Origin of the sequence: Mucilaginibacter hurinus (assembly GCF_003324525.1) — a bacterium.
GTDB lineage: Bacteria > Bacteroidota > Bacteroidia > Sphingobacteriales > Sphingobacteriaceae > Mucilaginibacter > Mucilaginibacter hurinus.
Map to the genome: position 1 here is coordinate 103185 of NZ_QGDC01000008.1, position 18288 is coordinate 121472.

The window sequence follows — 18288 nt, forward strand, 5'->3', positions numbered from 1 at the left end:
AATTTATACAACTTTTAGGATTTCGTTGTAAATACGCATAGCGATTGAATTATAATAATGCACAACTTTTCGTGGCAATTAATTCACATTGGGCATATATTTCCAACACCACACCCCGGTAACTAAAATTCCAATAAAAGTCCACTCATTGATGATATGTTGAGGTGTACTCCCCGATAAATATCATTGGTTATGAATTGGCTGCCGGTAAGCAGATCGGCAAATACTTGTTTGCCATGCAGGTTAAACTTATTTAGCAGGTCTGCCGGCAGTTTCACGGTAATCTCCCTGTCTTCGCGGTTAAAGTTTGCTACGATCAATATACGCTGAGTATCGGTATAGCGCAGGTAGATGTATAAGCGGGCATTAAATCCCCACTGGTGTTCGTTCGCCATCATCAGTTCGTAAAAGTCGCCCGCCCGCAAGGCATCATTGTTACGTACCGCTTTTAACAGTTTGTTATAAAACGCTCTTAATTCCTTTTGTTCGTGTGATAGCTGCCCTCCATCCCACGCGCCATTGTTAACCCATTTTTGATGTTCAGGCACGCCCCAGTAATCAAAAATAGTGGTGCGACCATCGTTGCCACTGAATCCTTCACTACAGGTAGCTGCCTCCCCTACTTCCTGTCCAAAATAAATCATAACCGGCCCGATTGAAAGGGTTGCCGTTACAATCATACCGGGAACTGCTTTCCAGGGATCTCCGGCAAACGGGGCAGAAGCAATTCGTTCTTCGTCATGGTTTTCCATAAACCGCAGCATCCTCTCGTTAAAGCCTTGTGTATGATGGTTCCAAACAGCATTAATATCCCAGGCAGATGCGTGCCCTTCGTTACGTGTTAAACGTTTAATGGCATCGTATAATCCTACCTTATCATACAAATAGTCAAAACCGCCCTTAAACAAATAATTTGCATACTCACCGGGGTTATACGCTTCGCCTATAAATTGCAGGTACGGATATTTTTGTTTGAGGCGGGGTATAAGCCAACCCCAAAATTCAAACGGTACATACTCTACCATATCACACCGAAAAGCGTCAACACCCATATTAGCCCAATATGTAAGAATATCAAACATTTTATGCCACAACGGAGGTATCGGGTTAAAATGGGTAGTGTAACCGTTTGCATAATCCACGCCGTAATTAAGCTTTATGGTTTCAAACCAGTTGTTGATAGTTGGATAGGCGTTAAATACATTATCGCCCGTGGCCTTTGCCGGATATTCGTAAAACTTGCCATCCTTCAACGGGCTTTTTAATTCGTTGCCACCTGGATTATAGCCCGACGGTATAGTAAGCGCCTGCGATGGAATGTAATAAAAATCATTAGCCGCCGAAAATGGTACGCTAACGTCATCATCTTCGCCAAAATCACGCACACCGGCCGGCTTAGCATCTGATTTATATGTACGTGCCACATGATTTGGCACAAAATCCATAATTACTTTAAGCCCCGCCTGGTGGGTACGCTGAACCAGGGCTTTAAATTCGTTAATGCGATTTGGAATGTCAACGGCCAGATCGGGGTCAATATCATAATAGTCCTTTATAGCATAGGGTGATCCGGCACGGCCTTTCACCACATCCGGATCATCCGGCAGGATACCATAGGCCGAATAATCGGTCATGGTTGCATGTTCTATAACACCTGTGTACCAAACGTGTGTAAACCCCATATCACTAATCGCGTGCAAGGCTGTGTCATTGATATCATTTAACTTACCGCAGCCGTTTTCTTCTATTGAGCCGTAGAATTTGTTGGTAGAATTTACATTGCTGAACAGTCGTGGTAAAAGTTGGTAAATCGTTAGTTTATGATCATTAAGTGTTGTGTCCATGTATGCCGCTAAGATATTGTTTTATGATTTTCAACTGTCAAAAATGTATTACATTTTACAACAAGCCCAGCCTCGGTAAAAAATGTCCTTATATTCGCAGCAACCATTAAATCAAACCCTTTACCAATACACATTCCTAGATGAAAATATCCTTTTACACTATTTGTATTGTATTCTTATCAACTTTTAATTCCGCGTACGCCCAAACACTAAAGCTCGCCAATATATTGCAAAGCAACATGGTAGTGCAGCAGGCTAAACCTTTTAAACTTTGGGGTACAGCGGCGGCCGGCGAAACTATACAGATCAGGGCCGACTGGATGCAAACTTCGGTAACCGCTACTACAGCGGCAAATGGAAAATGGGAAGGCATGATACAGGTACCGGCAGCCAAGACCGGCGATTTTACTGCGCATACCATTACTATACAGAGCAATACCACCACTTTAACACTCAAGAATATTTTGATTGGCGAAGTTTGGTTATGTGCGGGTCAATCTAATATGGATATGCCGGTGGATAACCAATCCTTTTTGGGCTATCCGGGTGTAACCAACTATCAGCAGGAAATTGCTGCCGCCAACTTTCCTTCTTTACGATACTATGAGTCTACTGCGTCTTTCAGAACCACGCCTGCTGACAATACATCAGGCACATGGAGTATCTGCACCCCCGCAAATGTAAAAAACTATAGCGCAGTGGCTTACTTTTTTGGCCGCGCGCTTCATTTAAAACTAAACATACCGATCGGCCTGGTAGTATCAGCGGCGCCGGGCGCTTCCTGCCAGGCATTTATGAGTAAGTCGGTGCTGGACGCCGTCCCCGTATTTCGCACTAAATTTGTTGATCAGTACAGAACGTACATAAGTTCGCAGGAGGAGGTGGATAAGGAAACCTTTTTTAGTAATGTAACCAAACCGACGTTGTTATATAACGGTGTGATACACCCTCTTCTCAATCTCTCCATAAAAGGCTTTAACTGGTACCAGGGAGAATCAAATGTGGGTGACGGAAGCTTATATACCCGGCTTTGCACCGAGATGATAAAAAGCTGGCGAAGGGACTTTAAGCAAGGTAACCTGCCCTTCAATTTTGTTCAGATAGCCTCAAACGGCAGTGCCACACAAACCAGGATAGCGCGTTTCCGCGAAGCTCAGGAAGATCTTTTAAAGCTTGATGGTACAGGCATGGCGGTAGCTATGGATGTTGGGGAAGTTGACAACATCCACCCAAGCAATAAACGCCCCGTAGGTGAAAGGCTTGCCTTTAACGCTCTTTTTAGTACTTACGGAAAAAACGAGGTGGCGTACCAGGGGCCAACTTACTTAAGTCATACAATAAGTGATGATACCGTTAAGGTAACATTTACGCCCGAAAGTATGGGCACCGGACTGATGACAAATGACGGCCAGCCGCCAAAACACTTTTTAATAGCCGGTGCGGATATGATATTTCAACCCGCAAGGGCGCAAATTGTAGGCAGGCAAATATGGGCGCTATCAGACAAGGTAAAAAAACCGGTTGCCATCAGATACGCGTTTAATGACGGGACCATAACTAACCTGTTTAACAAAGCAGGCTTACCGGCAGCGCCGTTTCGTACAGACAGGTTTAATTATACTGCCTGCAGTTTTGCTTATGCGCAGTTCACCGCCTATAGTGGTAATTGCGCTAACTGCAGTATTAAAGGCGCCATAAGCTCTACCGATAACGATACTTTGTCGGCATCAATTTTTAAAGTACACAATGTAGCCGGCGCTTATGCGGAGCAACACCTCTATTTTCAGCATCCGGGTGTTAAAGATGACGCCATAAGGGTTGGTATAAGAACTTCTACGCCATTGAACACGCCTGAGCTTTTAAATAAAATAGAATTATTTATTTTTAGCGGGGCTACTCTTACGCAACAACTTTCATTGAATGACCCGCGGGTTAAGCTGATTGCCCTGGCTGACAACCGTTACGCTGCGATTTTGACATCTGCCGGGAAATACGACAGGATAGCAGTAAGACTAAACTCTGGCAGCACTGAAATAACCACCATGGAGTTGAGTTATGCTGTACAACAGTTTGCAATACCGGAATTTATAACAACGACTGCATGTATAAACACCACAGCAAAAATAACTATTACACAGGCTGGCGAATATAACTGGTACGAACAACCTACAGGCGGCTTACCAATATTTACCGGCCGTATTTTTACTACTCCTAAACTCACAGCAAGTAAAACATATTACGTGCAGGACGTACGCAACAGTTGCGAAACAGGCCAACGTACAGCCATAACTGTAAATACTGAGCAGCCGCCGGCAAAGCCTGTGTCAATAGTAAACAACGGCGACAAAGTAACAGCAGGCAATAAAGCCCGTGTACGCATTAACAACCCGCAGCCGGGGTATACTTATAAATGGTATTACACACAGCTATCAGCTACCCCATTTTTTACCGGAGAACAATTTGATACCCCGGCTTTAACCGCTGATACAGCCGTTTATGTTGAAGCTATATCCGGAAATTGTATTTCTGAGCGTGCACGAATAGTAATTGACGTTAAGGAACCTGCGGATGATGTGAAACTATCGATATACCCTAACCCTACCCAGGGGGAGATAAATTTTTTGTTCAAAAGCAATTATAGCAAACCGTTTAAGGCCACCGTAATCAGTATGCAGGGCAAAACGCTCTATACGGCAACTGCTACAGCAAATAACCATTTAAATGCATATAAGTTGTGGATAGGACAACTGCCTGATGGCATTTATATTTTAAATGTAAAAGGCGAGGATTTTACCCGCGCCTTAAAAATTGTTATCAGTCGTTAGCAACGGTCACTGCTTTTCAAATCTTGCGGCAATGCCACCACCGGCTTTTAGCGTGCCGGTTAACACGCCCGAACCTGTAAAGTCAGTGTTTACTATAATGGTTTTTGCATTTGCGTTATCATCGTCGCGGTATAGCAAGCTTTTATAATTACCATTGCCTAAAAACGAAAGACTGATATTCACGGATTTGGCAACAGGGCCGTTAATTGCTGCAAGGTACCATGTTGTGCCTTTACGCCGGGCCATAATAGCTAACCCACCAATTTCGCTTTGCGGCAATATGCGTGTTTCGTCCCAGGTTGTAGGCAAGCCTTTTATCATGTGCCTTACAGGGCTAACAGCAAGCGAGTCTGGATTAACACCCAGGCACATAAATGGCGAGGTAAACGCAATAACTGTGGCAAGCTGATGAGTGAGCGTAGTGCCCGGTACAATTTGTGTGCGCAAGCTCAAAGGCGTATAATCGCCTGCTCCTGCCAAAAAGCGGGTAAAGGGCAGCGCAGTATTATGTTCGGGCCACTTACTACCCGGGTTACCATGCTCAAGCCCGCGTATGGCTTCCCGTGTCATTTCGTTAGGCCAGGTAGTGCTGTGCCCGCTGGGTTTTGGCGCACCATGAAAATTTATCATCAGTTTTTCCCGGGCGGCATCTTTAAGTGCTGCCTGCATCCAGCTTTGCACTTCCTGCGTTTCGCCCGTAAAAAAATCAAGCTTAAGGCCCGCCACGCCAACCTCTCTGCACTTGGCGAAGAATTCCCGGCGCGCGGTAGAATCTTTCAGTCCCGGGTCGCCAAAAAAATCAAGATTGTTGTATGACCGCCACACCCATATTTTAACGTTATGCGCTCTTGAGCTATCTACCAATTCTTTAAGTACATCCCATTTAGTCTTATTCCCGGTTGCCCAATAATACTCCCAGCCGTGATCAACCAAATTATATTCGATGCCCATCTGGCCGGCAAGTTTCGAATAGCGCAGCATGTTTTTATATGTCACCTCAAACAATGGCGTCCCGGTAGTAGCCAGCCATGACCAGGTTGATTTGCCCGGCTTTAACCAGCGTGTATTAACGCCCTGGGGAAATAGTTCCGGGTCTGGCGCGGGCGATACATTACCTACAATATCAGAGTTCACCAAAGCATTTAAATCGGCTGATATCTGCACAATGTGCCAAGGCGTTTTCAACTCGCCATTTATAATGGTTTTACCTTGCAGCCTGCCTTTATATTGCCTGTTACCGTTAAAGGTAAGTGACATGCCTGCAAAATTATCATTGCCGCCTTCCAGTATCACACCGTAACCCCCATTATCAGGCAAGATAAAAGTTAACGGCGGACCAACACGGTCTCCTTTTTTTACTGATTCAATTGCCTTTTTAATATAAACACCTTCATAATTGCTTACATCTGCCTGACTCCAAACTATGTTGCCTGCAGGTATTGTGAACTCTGTATCGTCAGCTGTAACCGTCTTGGTAAAATTGCCCGGTAATATATATCTGAATGCGGCACCATCGTTAAAAACCTTTATCTCTAACATCATACCCAGGTTTAACGGCTCGTTCACCTTTACCAATATCTGCTCGCAATTATTAACCGCCTCACTGTGCCCGCCCATTACGGCATAGGTTTGATTTATCGTTTTTCTTTCGGCCACAGTAAATGACTTAATACCCGACGGCATCTTATCATTAACTGTCAAACTTAATAGCGATGGCTCAATAACCGATTTGTTATTACGGTTAAGCTGATAATACATCCTGCCGTCTTTTACAAATAAATTAAACCCTGTTTTAGTATCGGGGCTAATTGCACTAACAGTATCCCTGTCAACTTCAGCAAAAGGTTTATCACTGTACTGGTCTATTTTTAATTCGGGCTCACTGCCGCCCAGCAAGGCTGGGTCATATTCAATAGTTATATTCTTTTCCTCACCCTTAAAAACGGTAAAGTAATTGTCGCTAATAAGTACCGGCAAAACCCTTTCTTTAGTAGACGGGTTGGTAAGTTGTACATGCAGGCCGAAAGCTACTCCGCCGGAGTTTGCCGGGTTAGCAATCTTAACTTTCATCAACTGCTTATCACCTACTCGTTCTGTTGAACTAGTTACGCTCAATTTTACCTGGGGAATGTTGTTAAGTGTAGTGTAGTCACCGCCGCTTCGCCAGTACAAATTTTCTGATACCAGCTTACCAGTATTATCAGTTAATTCAAGCTTCAGAAAGTCAACCGCAGGCAGCTTGCTATATACACCGAACTCAAACAGTGATACGCCAAAAAATCCATTGCGCTGAACGCATTGCATACGCACATACCGTGCGGTAACCTCATTAAAGGTTATAGCGTCAGTACCACCATCGCCCGTAGTAGTTGAGTAAACATCAGTCCAATTGGTTGCATTGTTTGAAACCTGTATTTTGTATGAACTGGCAAAGCTCTCCCAAACGAGTTGAACCGCCTGTATTTTAGTTAATGCTCCCAGGTCAACATATATCCAACTGTTATTGCTTGTTTCACCTGCCGCCCAACGCGTACTGCTGTTTCCGTCAAAGGCGTCGGCCTTCCGGTGGTTGCTTTCTTCATTTGATGAAAATGCGGGCTTATTAAGCGCAAAATTCAAACCGGCAATGTTACCAGCTTTCATGGCGTAAGTAATGGTATCTTTGAGCGCATTAATAACCACCGATTTGCTGTAACCGGGCACAATGTTACCCGCGATATCATACACGGTTGATTTAGCAGTAAGATTGGTTAATGTAGTATGCGTATTATTAACCACCTTAACCCCTTCGTCGGCTATGCTCCATTGTATATGCACCGGTTCGTTGGCTTTTTTAACCCCGTAATACGCACCTGTGCAATCATAATAATAATCATAGGTTTGCCATATCATTGTAGGGAATGCCGACTGACTCATCCACATCAAAATACCTGATGCGTCTTTCCAAATATTATCCTGCCAGCCCTCAAACATAGCGCGGTGTGTTTCGTAGTTTAGCAACTGGGCTTTTTTGCAAAAGTCATCAATTCCTGTAGCAGTACCGTAAAAGCGGTTTATCCGGTTCATGTAGTCAGATGGCCCAGCGCCGCCACCGTAGGCCCAGTCGTTACTAAAATAATGAGCGCGGTCCCACATCTCGTTGCGTGGCCAAAGTTTATCTGCGGGAATAAATTTTTTGAAACTTTCGACATTAGGAAATGCCGTAGCACCAATTTCACTGCGGAAGCCAAATTTTCCGACGAACCTTGGCTCGCTATGCCCGCTAACGCCGGAACCTGTAAAATATGATCTAATATCTTTTGTGTCCCATGGGCCGCTCCCCGACAGACCGCCCTGGTTGGGCATGCCAAATTGAATTTTTTGATCCTTACTGCTAATGTTTTTACTGTTTGAACTTGACTGGTACAACCTGTCGCCGCCATCGTATTTCAACGTGCTATCCTGCAACTGCCGGTCCTGAAAAGGAACATTTTCATTACTGCCGCACCACACCGCAATACTGGCGTGGTTACGGAAACGTTTTAACTTTTCAGGTACGTTAGCCAAAAATGCTTTCTCGTCAAACAGAAATGTAAATGCATTATTTAACCAAAAGTCATCCCATACCATGATCCCGTATTTATCGCACATATCATAAAAAGCCTCGTCGGTGGTGGAGCCCGTCCAGTTCCTTATCATATTCATATTCATGTCGACATGAAAACGGATACGTGTTTCATATTCGCGGCCTAGATCTCCGAGCATAAAGTCAGGTATGCCCCAATTGCCGCCTTTACAGTAAACCCGCTTACCGTTAATGCTTAACTGAAGTACCCCGTTATTATCATTCCGGTAACCGTATTTACGTACGCCAAATTTAAAGCTCGTACTGTCAGACACGGCACCGTTAATTTCAAAAACAAGTTTGCAGGTATATAAATGAGGATCTCCGTAACCATTTGGCCACCATAGTTTTGGATTGCTCATAACAAAATCAGCCGGCGAATAGGTTTTCAACTCGTTAGGATTAAACTTTATGGTTTGGCTCAACCTGATATTGCCCGGATTGATAATGGCGGTTAAAACACCGGTCTGGGCAGTATTTGTATGATTTTTTAGTTGCGTATTAAAACGCATTTTAGCCGATGTGTTTTGGCCCTGTAATTCCATGGTACGCATCCAGGGATCTGCCAGCGTAACCGGGCCCGATGCACTTAAATAAACCTTATTGGTAATTCCCCTGTTTACGCCCGGCACGCTTGGCATCCAGTCCCAACCGGCGCTGGGCTTATACGTGGGCGATTCCCAGTTGTTCAGCGAGTCGGACATGCGGCGTACCAGTACTGCTAACACATTAGTGCCATTCGGGTTAATCTTATCAGTTATATTATATCTACCGCGTATCATAAAACCCTTTACACCGCCTAATTTTTTGTTATTGATGTAAATTTCGCCGGTTTTATTAACGCCGTTAAAATTAAGCCACACCAGTTTACCGGCGTATTTGCCGGGAATGGTAAACTCGGTACGGTACCAGTGGTTAGCCCGGTACTTTTCGTAGTCCATTTTGTAAATGTTGTCGCCATAGCTGGGGTCGGGTTCTATGCCTGCCTTTACGTAAGCGCCAAATATGGTACCCGGTACCTGCGCTTTTAGCCAGCTGCCTGCGTTATAACCAGGGCTGCGCATAGCCACACTGTCGGCGCCCACTTCTTTTTGCGACCGCACTTTCCATCCCCCGTAGGCCAGGCGATATTGCTCCCAGATAGAGGCGGGCTGCATGTTGGTCCAGTTACCTGATCCGGCCGAACGTACATCGCCGGGAGTTTGTGAAAAAGCTGGAACAGTTAAAAATAAAAGGCTGGCAAAAACCAGGCAACGCTGTAAAAAAACGCTCATAATAATTCTAGTTGATATTACTGCTTAATAAATTTAACCGATGACTTTTTGCCGCCCCCTTCAATTATTAAAAAATAAACGCCGGGCAACCAGGTAGACACGTTATAAGTACGGGCCGTAGCTCCTTTTTCGAGTTCTTCTGTAAAAACTCTTTTGCCATCGCTGGTAGTTATTTTTAACGTGCCCGACACTGTTGTTGCCGGAAACGTTAGGTTCATACTTTCAATTACCGGGTTTGGGTATACCGACAACGCAGAACCCGGCGGGGGCAGTTCGGTATTGTGTACTGCAAATAAACCGAAGGTTGTGAATCCGGCCGCCATTGCCGTGTAAGGGTCTGCCAATGAGCCTGTACCTTTTATGGTAGCGCTTGTTTGTAACCACGCTCCATCATGGTATTGCAGCACTGCAACCGGCAATGCGGGGGAAAATCCTCCGGCCTGGTCGCCTGTAAGCCACGCCGGGGTAACCGTTACATTGCTATTTGTATTGCTGTCGGGTATAATGGTCCACTGCCTGTTTACCATTTTGTTAGAATTTGGTACACTTACAGTAAAATCCTTGCTCACCAGTACGCTGAAATTATCTGCCACGCCGGCATTATTTAATATTACTGCACTCGGGGTTGTTGTGCCACCCGCAGCTACCGGAAACAGCACATCATTACTACCCACCTTGCGTTTTAATACGCCGGTTCCATGGGTAATAAAAAAGTTGGCGCCCGGTATCAATATATTGGTCAGCGTTGCATCTGCCACACCTCCGTTCAGTATATTTAAAGTAAGTTTTCCGCCTGATTCAGTAGCCGGGGCGATGTTAAGTTTATCGCCAAATTTTAGCACACCCGCTATGTTAAAGATTGTTGTAGAGGCCGGACTTGCAACAGCAGGGACTATATTTTGCACAACGGTGGTTGCAGATGCATCCACCGTACCGTTTATATTATAGGTATATGTACCACCCGCTTGTGTAAGGCCGTGAATTTGCCCCGAAGGGTTTGTTAATGTTACTGTTTTACCCGCCGCTATATTTACATCTATTTTGTCTTCTGTCGAACCTTCCTTATCAAGGGGAATTGCGGAGATGGCTATGCCATTGTGGTTCAGGCTAACATCCTGGTTAATATTAATTGAAAGTTCGGCACTTTTGCTTTGCGGCCTTATATAAGCTATGCTTGTGGTGCCGGGGCCCGTAAGCGTAAAGTTGCGGCACGCCGGAGGTATTTCGATCGCAATTCCATTATGGTTGCCTGTGGCCGCGCCTAAAACACCCTGATTTAACAATGTTGCAGCGCCAGTAGTTGCAAAAGCACCCGGACGCAACTTGAACGGCTGCCCTTGGGACGTGCTGCCCGCCGCGTTTACCACAGCGCCTGCTTCTATCTGCATATTTTTAACGTAGGCATCTGTGTCCATAGTTACGGTGTCGCCGGTACGTATCAGCACATTAACACTGTCAGGCCGCTCGCCTACATTAAGGGGTACCCACCCCGAAGGCATCTCAGCATGCAGGTACTCCACATCAACCTGCTGAGCTGTTGCAGAAATGTAAAACACACAATTAAATATGGTAATAAAAAGCAGCGGGATATATCGGATTAAAACGGCCATAAGGTTATGGTTTATTGGTTATTATTGGTTTCAGAAGCCTGACGGCCATTAAAAGTATACATTAAAAACGATTTAGCAAAATACCGCTAAATAATATTCCTAATAGGTTTGATCCATTAGAATCCATACAGAAGACGCGGGATTTTTGTAAGGGTTGTAAGTGATGCGTACATTAGCTGAATCAACGTTATTACCATCGTGAAACAAATCAAACTGCTGCTCCTGCTCATCATTATCTTCATAACGGGGTGTAATCCCATGGCTGACGATACTTACAAAGTGGTGAAAATTAAGGATGGCGACACCATGGAAATACTAAGTAATGATTTTGAGAACATTACCGTACGGTTGGCCGGAATTGATTGTCCGGAAAAAACACAGCCATATGGTAAGGCTGCCAAACAATACTTAGCGTTGCTCTGCTTTGGTAAAAATGTTAAACTGGATGGCAGCAAACATGACAGGTATGGCCGTACGGTAGCCACAGTTTTACTCACAGACGGCCGTAATATCAACTATGAAATGGTTAAAAACGGGCTGGCATGGCAATATAAGCAATACTCAACAGACCCTAAACTTGCGCTACTGGAAGAATACGCCCGCGAAAACCGTTTAGGCCTTTGGCAGCAAGATAACCCGGTTGAACCATGGAACTTTCGCAAGAAAAAGACAAAGAAAAAGTCCCGGCGAAAGAAAAGGCAGTACGAGGAAGCAGTATCTTTAGTTAATCATTATTAAATACCTGTGATGAATTTTTTTAAAGCCTTTTTATCCATGGCTGTTACAGCAGCATTTATCTGGGCACTGCAAACCAAGTTTGGCGACATCCCGCCACTGGGTAAGTTTTTAAATCCGGTAACAGGGTTTTGGCAAAACGCCGAAACAAAGGATTTTAAAAACGAGGAGCTAAAATTGCCGGGACTATCAGGTAAGGTTACCGTACATTTTGACAACCGCCGTATACCGCACATTTTTGCAGCCAATGATTACGATTTGTATTATGTACAGGGCTACCTTACTGCACGCGACCGTCTTTGGCAAATGGACATCCAAACCCGTAAGGCCGCGGGCCGCCTGTCAGAAGTAATCGGCGAAAAAACCTTTGAGACCGACCGTTACAACCGTCGCATGGGAATGACTTACGGTGCCGAAAACACACTGAACGGCATGATGAAGGATCCGGTAATGCGCGATGTGATACTTGCTTACACCGAAGGCATAAACGCTTACATCAATCAGCTTTCACCGGCTGAATACCCCATTGAATTTAAACTGCTTGACTATGAACCCGAGTTATGGAAGCCCATAAATTGCGCCTTTTTGTTAAAGTTAATGTCGCAAAACCTGGCAGGAGGATCAGACCAGTTTGCCATGACTAACACGCTAAAAAAAATTGGCGCTGCCGATGCGAATGATCTTTTCCCTGGCAGGCCAATGTTTGACGAGCCGATTATCCCGGCCGGGACGGAGTGGAATTTTAAGCCGGTTACATTACCAAAGCCATCAAAAAGCTTTGTAGCGCAAATGGCAGAAAGTCAGCATCCGCAATCGCGGCGCGGAGGTATTGGGAGTAATAATTGGGCCATTGGCGGCAGCAGATCAGCAAACGGCTACCCTATTTTGGCTAATGATCCGCATCTGGACCTAACCTACCCTTCTGTGTGGTACCAGGTACAATTAAGTTCTCCAACTGTAAATGTATATGGCGCATCATTACCCGGCGCACCCGGTGTGGTGATCGGGTTTAACCAAAAGGTTAGCTGGGGTGTAACCAATGTAGACGCTGCAGTGCTTGATTGGTACCAAATTAAATTCAGAGACAAAAGCAAAACAGCGTACTGGTATAATAATCGTTGGCATTAAGTTACCCGCCGGGTAGAAAAGATTACAGTGCGCGGAAATAAGACCCGGTATGACACTGTTTTGTATACCCATCACGGTCCGGTGGTTTATGAAACGGCGGCGCAAAAACCGGCAGAAGCTGTAAAAAATGTGCCGGTAGGTAATGCAGTGAGATGGATTGCTCACGACACGTCAACAGAATTCACAACCTTTTATCTGCTGAATCGTGCGGCTAACTATGCAGATTATCGGGAAGCGCTGAAACATTACACAGCCCCGGCACAGAACTTCATATTTGCCGATGTTAATAACGACATAGCCATAACTCCTAACGGCAAACTGCCGCTGAAATATCCAAACCAGGGTAAGTTTATTATGGATGGCAGCGACCCCGGTAACGATTGGCAGGGTTTTATCCCCTTTGAGCATAGTCCTACAGTGAAGAATCCTACACGGGATTACGTGAGTTCAGCAAACCAGTTTCCTACAGACGAAACTTATCCTTACTATATTAACTGGCAATTTGAGGACTACAGCCGCGGTAAACGTATAAATGACCGCCTCGCAGTTATGCAAAATGCTACCGCCGATAGCTTGCGGCTACTTCAGCTTGATGATTACAGCATTTGGGCGCGCGACGTATTGCCTGCCATGATTGCCTATGTTGATGAAAGTAAGCTGGACGACGGCCAGGCAGCCGCGTTTAACATCGTTAAAAAATGGAATATGCGCTTCGCGGCAAACTCAACAGGCGCGACAGTTTTTGATACCTGGTGGACCAAATTCAGCAACATGACCTGGAACAGGCATTTTAAGAGTAAAAAGGTTTTGCTTAGATTCCCCTCGCGCGACAGGACAAAAAAACTACTGTTAAAAGAACCCAATTCAAAATGGTTTGATAACAAGAAGACCAAAGCGATTGAAACTGCCCCAGACGTTGTGAACCGGGCCTTTTACGCCGCTGCTGATGAATTGTTACGCAAATATGGCAAGCCGGGTAAAACCTGGGAGTGGGGCCGCACAAGAAAGATTGAGGTGACGCACATGGCTAAAATAGAGGGGTTTGGCTCGGGCAACTTTGTAGCAGGCGGTACGGGCTCTACTGTAAACGCTCTTTATAATGGGCATGGCCCTTCGTGGCGCATGGTGGTGCAGTTAGGGCCGGTTGTTAAAGGTTATGGCATCATACCAGGTGGGCAATCAGGTAATCCGGGGAGTTACTATTATGATGATATGTTAGCTACATGGCAAGCCGGAGAGCTGGACGAATTGTTGTTTTTGAAGTCGGTTGATGAAAAGTCTGACCGGATAAAAGAAAGTTTGATACTGCATAAAAATAAGAATTATAACGATGTTACTATTCCCCATTGTATTGGCACTAAGTTTTGTATGCGGTTTCTTTTTACCCTGGTGGTTTACTGCAATCATAGCTTTCACCGCGGCGTTGTTTATTAAAACTTCGGGCAAACCTTTTTGGATAGGGTTTGCGGGAGCCGGGCTGGCGTGGCTGGCGTTGGCGCTATTGAAAACGTTGCCAAATGACAACATTTTGGCTACCCGGGTGGCCGCTTTATTTCATCTGCCGGGATGGATTTACATTCTGGCGTTAACAGCACTGCTTGGGGGAATTGTTGGCGGCCTGTCTTCACTATCAGGCTCGCTGCTGCGTAAAGCAATAAGCCCCTGGCTATTTCAAAAGGAAGGCGTCAAAACAGATTCCTAATCAAAACAGACCTTTGTCGCGATCAATGAATTGCGGGCGGCGCAATTGCAGCCCAAGCGCATTATTTAATTTCTCTGTTACATAATCGCACAGTTCAGGAGAGTAGCGCTCATCATGCTGATGCATAAAAAACCAAACTGATTGCAATCCCATACCTGCCCACTGTTTAATACGCTCTACCCAATCATCAACCCGCAGGTAATCAGTTGGATGCAAGCCGTTGCCTACAAATCGTATAAAGGCGTGAGGAGTGCTTAATTGCATATGTACACAATCACGACGTCCGCTGGCATCAGTAATCACGGTACCCATGTTTAAACTACGAAAAAGGTCAAATACGTGGCTATTTTCGGCGTTAAACCAATCTTTATGCCGTAGCTCAACAAACACAGGTGCATCTGTCGGCAAGCGCTCTAAATAAGCTTTCAACTCCGGAAAGCTCTTAGGTGTAAAATTATCGCTTAGCTGTAAAAACAATGGGCCAAGCTTGTCGCCAAAAGCGGCGATACCTTCGTAAAAGCTGGTAGTAACCTCGTCGGCATTTTTTAAGCGGCGTATATGGCTTATACTCTGCGAAAATTTCGGACAAAACTTAAAGTCAGGTTTGGCAGCAGCTTTTTCTTTCCACTTACTGATTGTGTCAGGCCCGTAAACATTATAAAAGGTGGCGTTCAGCTCAATGCAATCAAAATGCTTTACATACTCATCCAAAAAGTTAGTGTCTTTTGTTTTAGGCGGATATATTTTGCCTACCCACTCTTTACGCCCCCATTTGGCGCAGCCAACGTGTACCTGCAACGGCACCCCGCCCGTTGCAGCAGTTAGCGTGCTCGTTGTTAGTTCAGGGTCGGGCGGAAGTGTGAAATTCACACCCGGCAATTCATCGGTGGTTACGCGGCCAAATTCCATGATAATTTTAAGTAATATAATTATTCTATACTATTTAATCTGCATTTACACTTAAACAGGCTCAGGCAAATATGCTGTACCGGCAAGTTATTTTTTAAGCAATATTTCCTTAGCCAGCCTATCATCCCCATCAACTTTTTCAGTGATTGTTAAACCTAATATATTAGCTATCAGATTATATATACTAACATTTTTGAACGGCTTTATATTTATGCCTTTTTTAAATGCCGGCCCCCAGGCATAAAAAACCGCTCGCATTTCCGGCACTAGCTTAACATCATAGCCATGCTGGCCAACATTAATATTATAGCTGCCAAATTGAAATACATTAGGTACCTGTGCAGCCAGCACAATGTCGCCTATCCTGTTATACCTATCATCTGCCTCACCAAAGCGGAGGCGCGCAGGTGTGCTACTTTTCAGGTAGACATCATAGCCCTTTGCCTTTGCTTTAAGCCGCTTGTGATCAGCAGCTATGTCCGCGCCTTTCTTAGCATACAAGTTAACCAGCGTAACATCGCCGTATGCAAGGTACTTCGCCGTATCAACCACAGCCGGTATGGATATTGGATCTTTGTTATCAGTTTTAGCCATGCCATGATCTGATACAAATACATAGCTAACATCCAGTCCTGTCGCTTTTACAACTTTGTTAAGCTCATTTACCACCGAATCCACGAATCGCACGGATCTACCGGTTTCCGGTGCATCCGGACCGTACCAGTGGCCGGCCTCATCAACCTGGGGCAAATAAAACGTTATAAAATGAGGGCGCTCTTCCGCGGGCAGGCTTAGCCAGCGTACTACAGCGTTAATGCGGCGGTTAATATCTATGCGCTCATTGTAATGATAATAATAAGTAGGAAAAGTATTCTTTACGCCTGCATCCGATCCTACCCAGTAAAATGTGGCGCTTAGCATTTGCTGCCGCTCTGCCAGCACCCATAACGGCGTGCCCCCGTACCACGTGCTGTCGATGGTATTTTTCCGGTTGCTTTTAAAATATGTCTCTTTACGTAAAGGGTCATAAAAGTTATTGCCCACAAGCCCATGGTGTGCCGGCGTAAGCCCTGTTACAAGCGTATAATGATTAGGAAATGTAAGTGAAGGGTACGAGGGCAACATATAGTCGGCTTTAATACCGGATGCGGCCAGCCTGCGTAAATTAGACGCCTGATATTTCTGCGCGTAATCATCCCTAAAGCCGTCGGCAGAGATGAGTATTACGTAGGGCTTTTTTTGCTGTGCAGCACTATTCTTTCTTCCCGGAATCACCTGCTGCGTAGTGTCAGACTGGCAATACGCCGCCATACTCCAAAAAAATAAAAAGCATAAAAAAAGGCCGGACCTCATGTCCGGCCAATTTACTCATTTATGCTGAGTAAGCATTAAATTATTGTTTCCGCTTTAAGGCTTCAGCAATAGCCTTTTCGGCAATTGGCTCCATTACCTGGTATCCCTTAACGGTAGGGTGCACACCGTCCTGTGCCAGATCTGCAGGAAGGCCCTTCCGCTCATCAACCATGGCTGTGTAGTAATCGGCATATGGGATATTGTTTTTAAGAGCATAGTCTTTAAGCAAAGCATTAAGTTGCGCTACCTTTTCAACCGGGTTAACCTTATTGTTCCATGAAATTGTATGCGCAGGGAGTACTGATGATAACACTACTCTAATTTTATTCGCCTTAGCCAACTCGGCCATCGATACAATGTTGCCAAATATGGTTTCAATGGTAGATGGACCTGTATTTTCAGCTATGTCATTGATACCTGCCAATATTATTACTACAGCAGGCTTAAGATTAATTACATCATTACGGAAACGCACAAGCATTTGTGGGGTTGTTTGCCCGCCTATGCCCCGCCCTACGTATGGCTTACCTTTAAAAAATTCCGGACGGGCTGACACCCAGCCCTCAGTAATAGAGTTGCCCATAAATACAACGCGCTTTTCATTTGCTGCGGGCGGTGCAAGCTTCTCATTATCACCTTCGTAGCGCTTCATCCATGCCCAATCCTTATGCACCCGTTCTTCAATCATCTTTAAAAAGTTGGCCCAGTCCTCGGCTTTTTTCCGTGCAGCAGCTGAAGTATCCTGCTGAGCTAGTGCCGGACAAGCCATAGCCAGCAACAATAAAACACCATAAATTTTTTTCATAAACATCATGTATTGGTTAAGCACAAATGTAACTTATATAAGCTAAGCTCAAATCACATATTTCAATATCCGCACTAATTAAGCTTATTGTTTTCAGCAAAGCTTTTAAGCATAACTACGGCAGCATTGGTATTATTGGTTTTTATAAAATCTTTATCAACCGGATTAACGTATCCCTCAAACTCTTTCAGTATATCGGCATTAACTGATGCAAAACCCATTGACCAATCCGGGAAATTTCGCTTTTCAACCGGACCGCTGGCCAACTCTATAATGTTTTTATGCCTACGGTCATTTGCTATTTTTGCCAAAACTTTGTTCACCTGTTCCAAATCCCCCTCCAACACCTGTATAAAGGTACCCTCGGCGTATAATAACATACCGGTGACGTTATGTTTAAGGTTATTAGCTCTACTTGCATCCAGAAGATCCATCAGTTCATATTCAGTGAACAAATTAGTTGCGGTACTTATGTAAATGAGATTATACATATTCAATT

At 44.8% G+C, this 18288-nt stretch carries 10 protein-coding genes and 1 pseudogene; 4 read left to right on the plus strand and 7 right to left on the minus strand.

All coding sequences use genetic code 11. The features are described 5' to 3' along the window. Window positions 1-122: 122 nt before the first annotated feature. Window positions 123-1844, minus strand: coding sequence for an alpha-amylase family glycosyl hydrolase (locus tag DJ568_RS14485; RefSeq protein ID WP_114006012.1), 1722 nt, complete (start codon window positions 1842-1844; stop codon window positions 123-125). A gap of 140 nt (window positions 1845-1984) precedes the next feature. Between DJ568_RS14485 and DJ568_RS14490 the strand changes: the two genes are divergently transcribed. After that, window positions 1985-4669, plus strand: a complete 2685-nt coding sequence (locus tag DJ568_RS14490) for a T9SS type A sorting domain-containing protein (RefSeq protein ID WP_114006013.1) — start codon at window positions 1985-1987, stop codon at window positions 4667-4669. A 6-nt stretch (window positions 4670-4675) separates the two neighbouring features. On the opposite strand, the gene DJ568_RS14495 is transcribed toward DJ568_RS14490, so the two are convergent. Next, window positions 4676-9547, minus strand: a complete 4872-nt coding sequence (locus DJ568_RS14495; protein WP_114006014.1) for a glycoside hydrolase family 97 catalytic domain-containing protein — start codon at window positions 9545-9547, stop codon at window positions 4676-4678. A 17-nt stretch (window positions 9548-9564) separates the two neighbouring features. Then, window positions 9565-11157 carry a T9SS type A sorting domain-containing protein gene (locus DJ568_RS14500; protein WP_114006015.1) on the minus strand — a complete coding sequence of 531 codons (1593 nt, stop codon included), beginning with the start codon at window positions 11155-11157 and terminating at the stop codon, window positions 9565-9567. Window positions 11158-11355: 198 nt separating this feature from the next. Here DJ568_RS14500 and DJ568_RS14505 point away from each other — a divergent pair, with 198 nt between their 5' ends. The 3 genes and pseudogenes from DJ568_RS14505 to DJ568_RS14515 all read left to right on the plus strand — a co-directional run bounded on the left by DJ568_RS14505 (window position 11356) and on the right by DJ568_RS14515 (window position 14722). Then, on the plus strand, window positions 11356-11895 hold the full coding sequence (locus DJ568_RS14505) for a thermonuclease family protein (protein ID WP_199560993.1): 540 nt from the start codon (window positions 11356-11358) through the stop codon (window positions 11893-11895). Window positions 11896-11931: 36 nt separating this feature from the next. Further along, window positions 11932-14454 (plus strand): annotated as a pseudogene (locus tag DJ568_RS14510) (penicillin acylase family protein). Beyond that, window positions 14444-14722, plus strand: a complete 279-nt coding sequence (locus DJ568_RS14515) for a hypothetical protein (protein WP_114006017.1) — start codon at window positions 14444-14446, stop codon at window positions 14720-14722. Before DJ568_RS14510 ends, DJ568_RS14515 begins: the two are co-directional and overlap by 11 nt. On the opposite strand, the gene DJ568_RS14520 is transcribed toward DJ568_RS14515, so the two are convergent. From DJ568_RS14520 to DJ568_RS14535, 4 genes are all read right to left on the minus strand, one after another. After that, window positions 14723-15631 (minus strand): DUF72 domain-containing protein, encoded by a 909-nt coding sequence (locus DJ568_RS14520; RefSeq protein ID WP_114006018.1) that lies wholly within the window; start codon window positions 15629-15631, stop codon window positions 14723-14725. An 87-nt stretch (window positions 15632-15718) separates the two neighbouring features. After that, complete coding sequence (locus tag DJ568_RS14525; RefSeq protein ID WP_114006019.1) at window positions 15719-16984, minus strand: alkaline phosphatase family protein; 1266 nt, start codon at window positions 16982-16984, stop codon at window positions 15719-15721. A gap of 40 nt (window positions 16985-17024) precedes the next feature. Further along, window positions 17025-17789 carry an SGNH/GDSL hydrolase family protein gene (locus DJ568_RS14530; protein WP_114006091.1) on the minus strand — a complete coding sequence of 255 codons (765 nt, stop codon included), beginning with the start codon at window positions 17787-17789 and terminating at the stop codon, window positions 17025-17027. Window positions 17790-17863: 74 nt separating this feature from the next. Continuing rightward, window positions 17864-18280, minus strand: coding sequence for a BLUF domain-containing protein (locus DJ568_RS14535; RefSeq protein WP_114006020.1), 417 nt, complete (start codon window positions 18278-18280; stop codon window positions 17864-17866). Window positions 18281-18288: the final 8 nt, after the last annotated feature.

Coding starts and splice junctions, on each gene's coding strand:
- DJ568_RS14530 (WP_114006091.1), bottom strand. CDS start 17,789: ATGAAAAAAATTTATGGTGTTTTATTGTTGCTGGCTATGGCTTGTCCG.
- DJ568_RS14520 (WP_114006018.1), bottom strand. CDS start 15,631: ATGGAATTTGGCCGCGTAACCACCGATGAATTGCCGGGTGTGAATTTC.
- DJ568_RS14525 (WP_114006019.1), bottom strand. CDS start 16,984: ATGAGGTCCGGCCTTTTTTTATGCTTTTTATTTTTTTGGAGTATGGCG.
- DJ568_RS14500 (WP_114006015.1), bottom strand. CDS start 11,157: ATGGCCGTTTTAATCCGATATATCCCGCTGCTTTTTATTACCATATTT.
- DJ568_RS14485 (WP_114006012.1), bottom strand. CDS start 1,844: ATGGACACAACACTTAATGATCATAAACTAACGATTTACCAACTTTTA.
- DJ568_RS14495 (WP_114006014.1), bottom strand. CDS start 9,547: ATGAGCGTTTTTTTACAGCGTTGCCTGGTTTTTGCCAGCCTTTTATTT.
- DJ568_RS14535 (WP_114006020.1), bottom strand. CDS start 18,280: ATGTATAATCTCATTTACATAAGTACCGCAACTAATTTGTTCACTGAA.
- DJ568_RS14490 (WP_114006013.1), top strand. CDS start 1,985: ATGAAAATATCCTTTTACACTATTTGTATTGTATTCTTATCAACTTTT.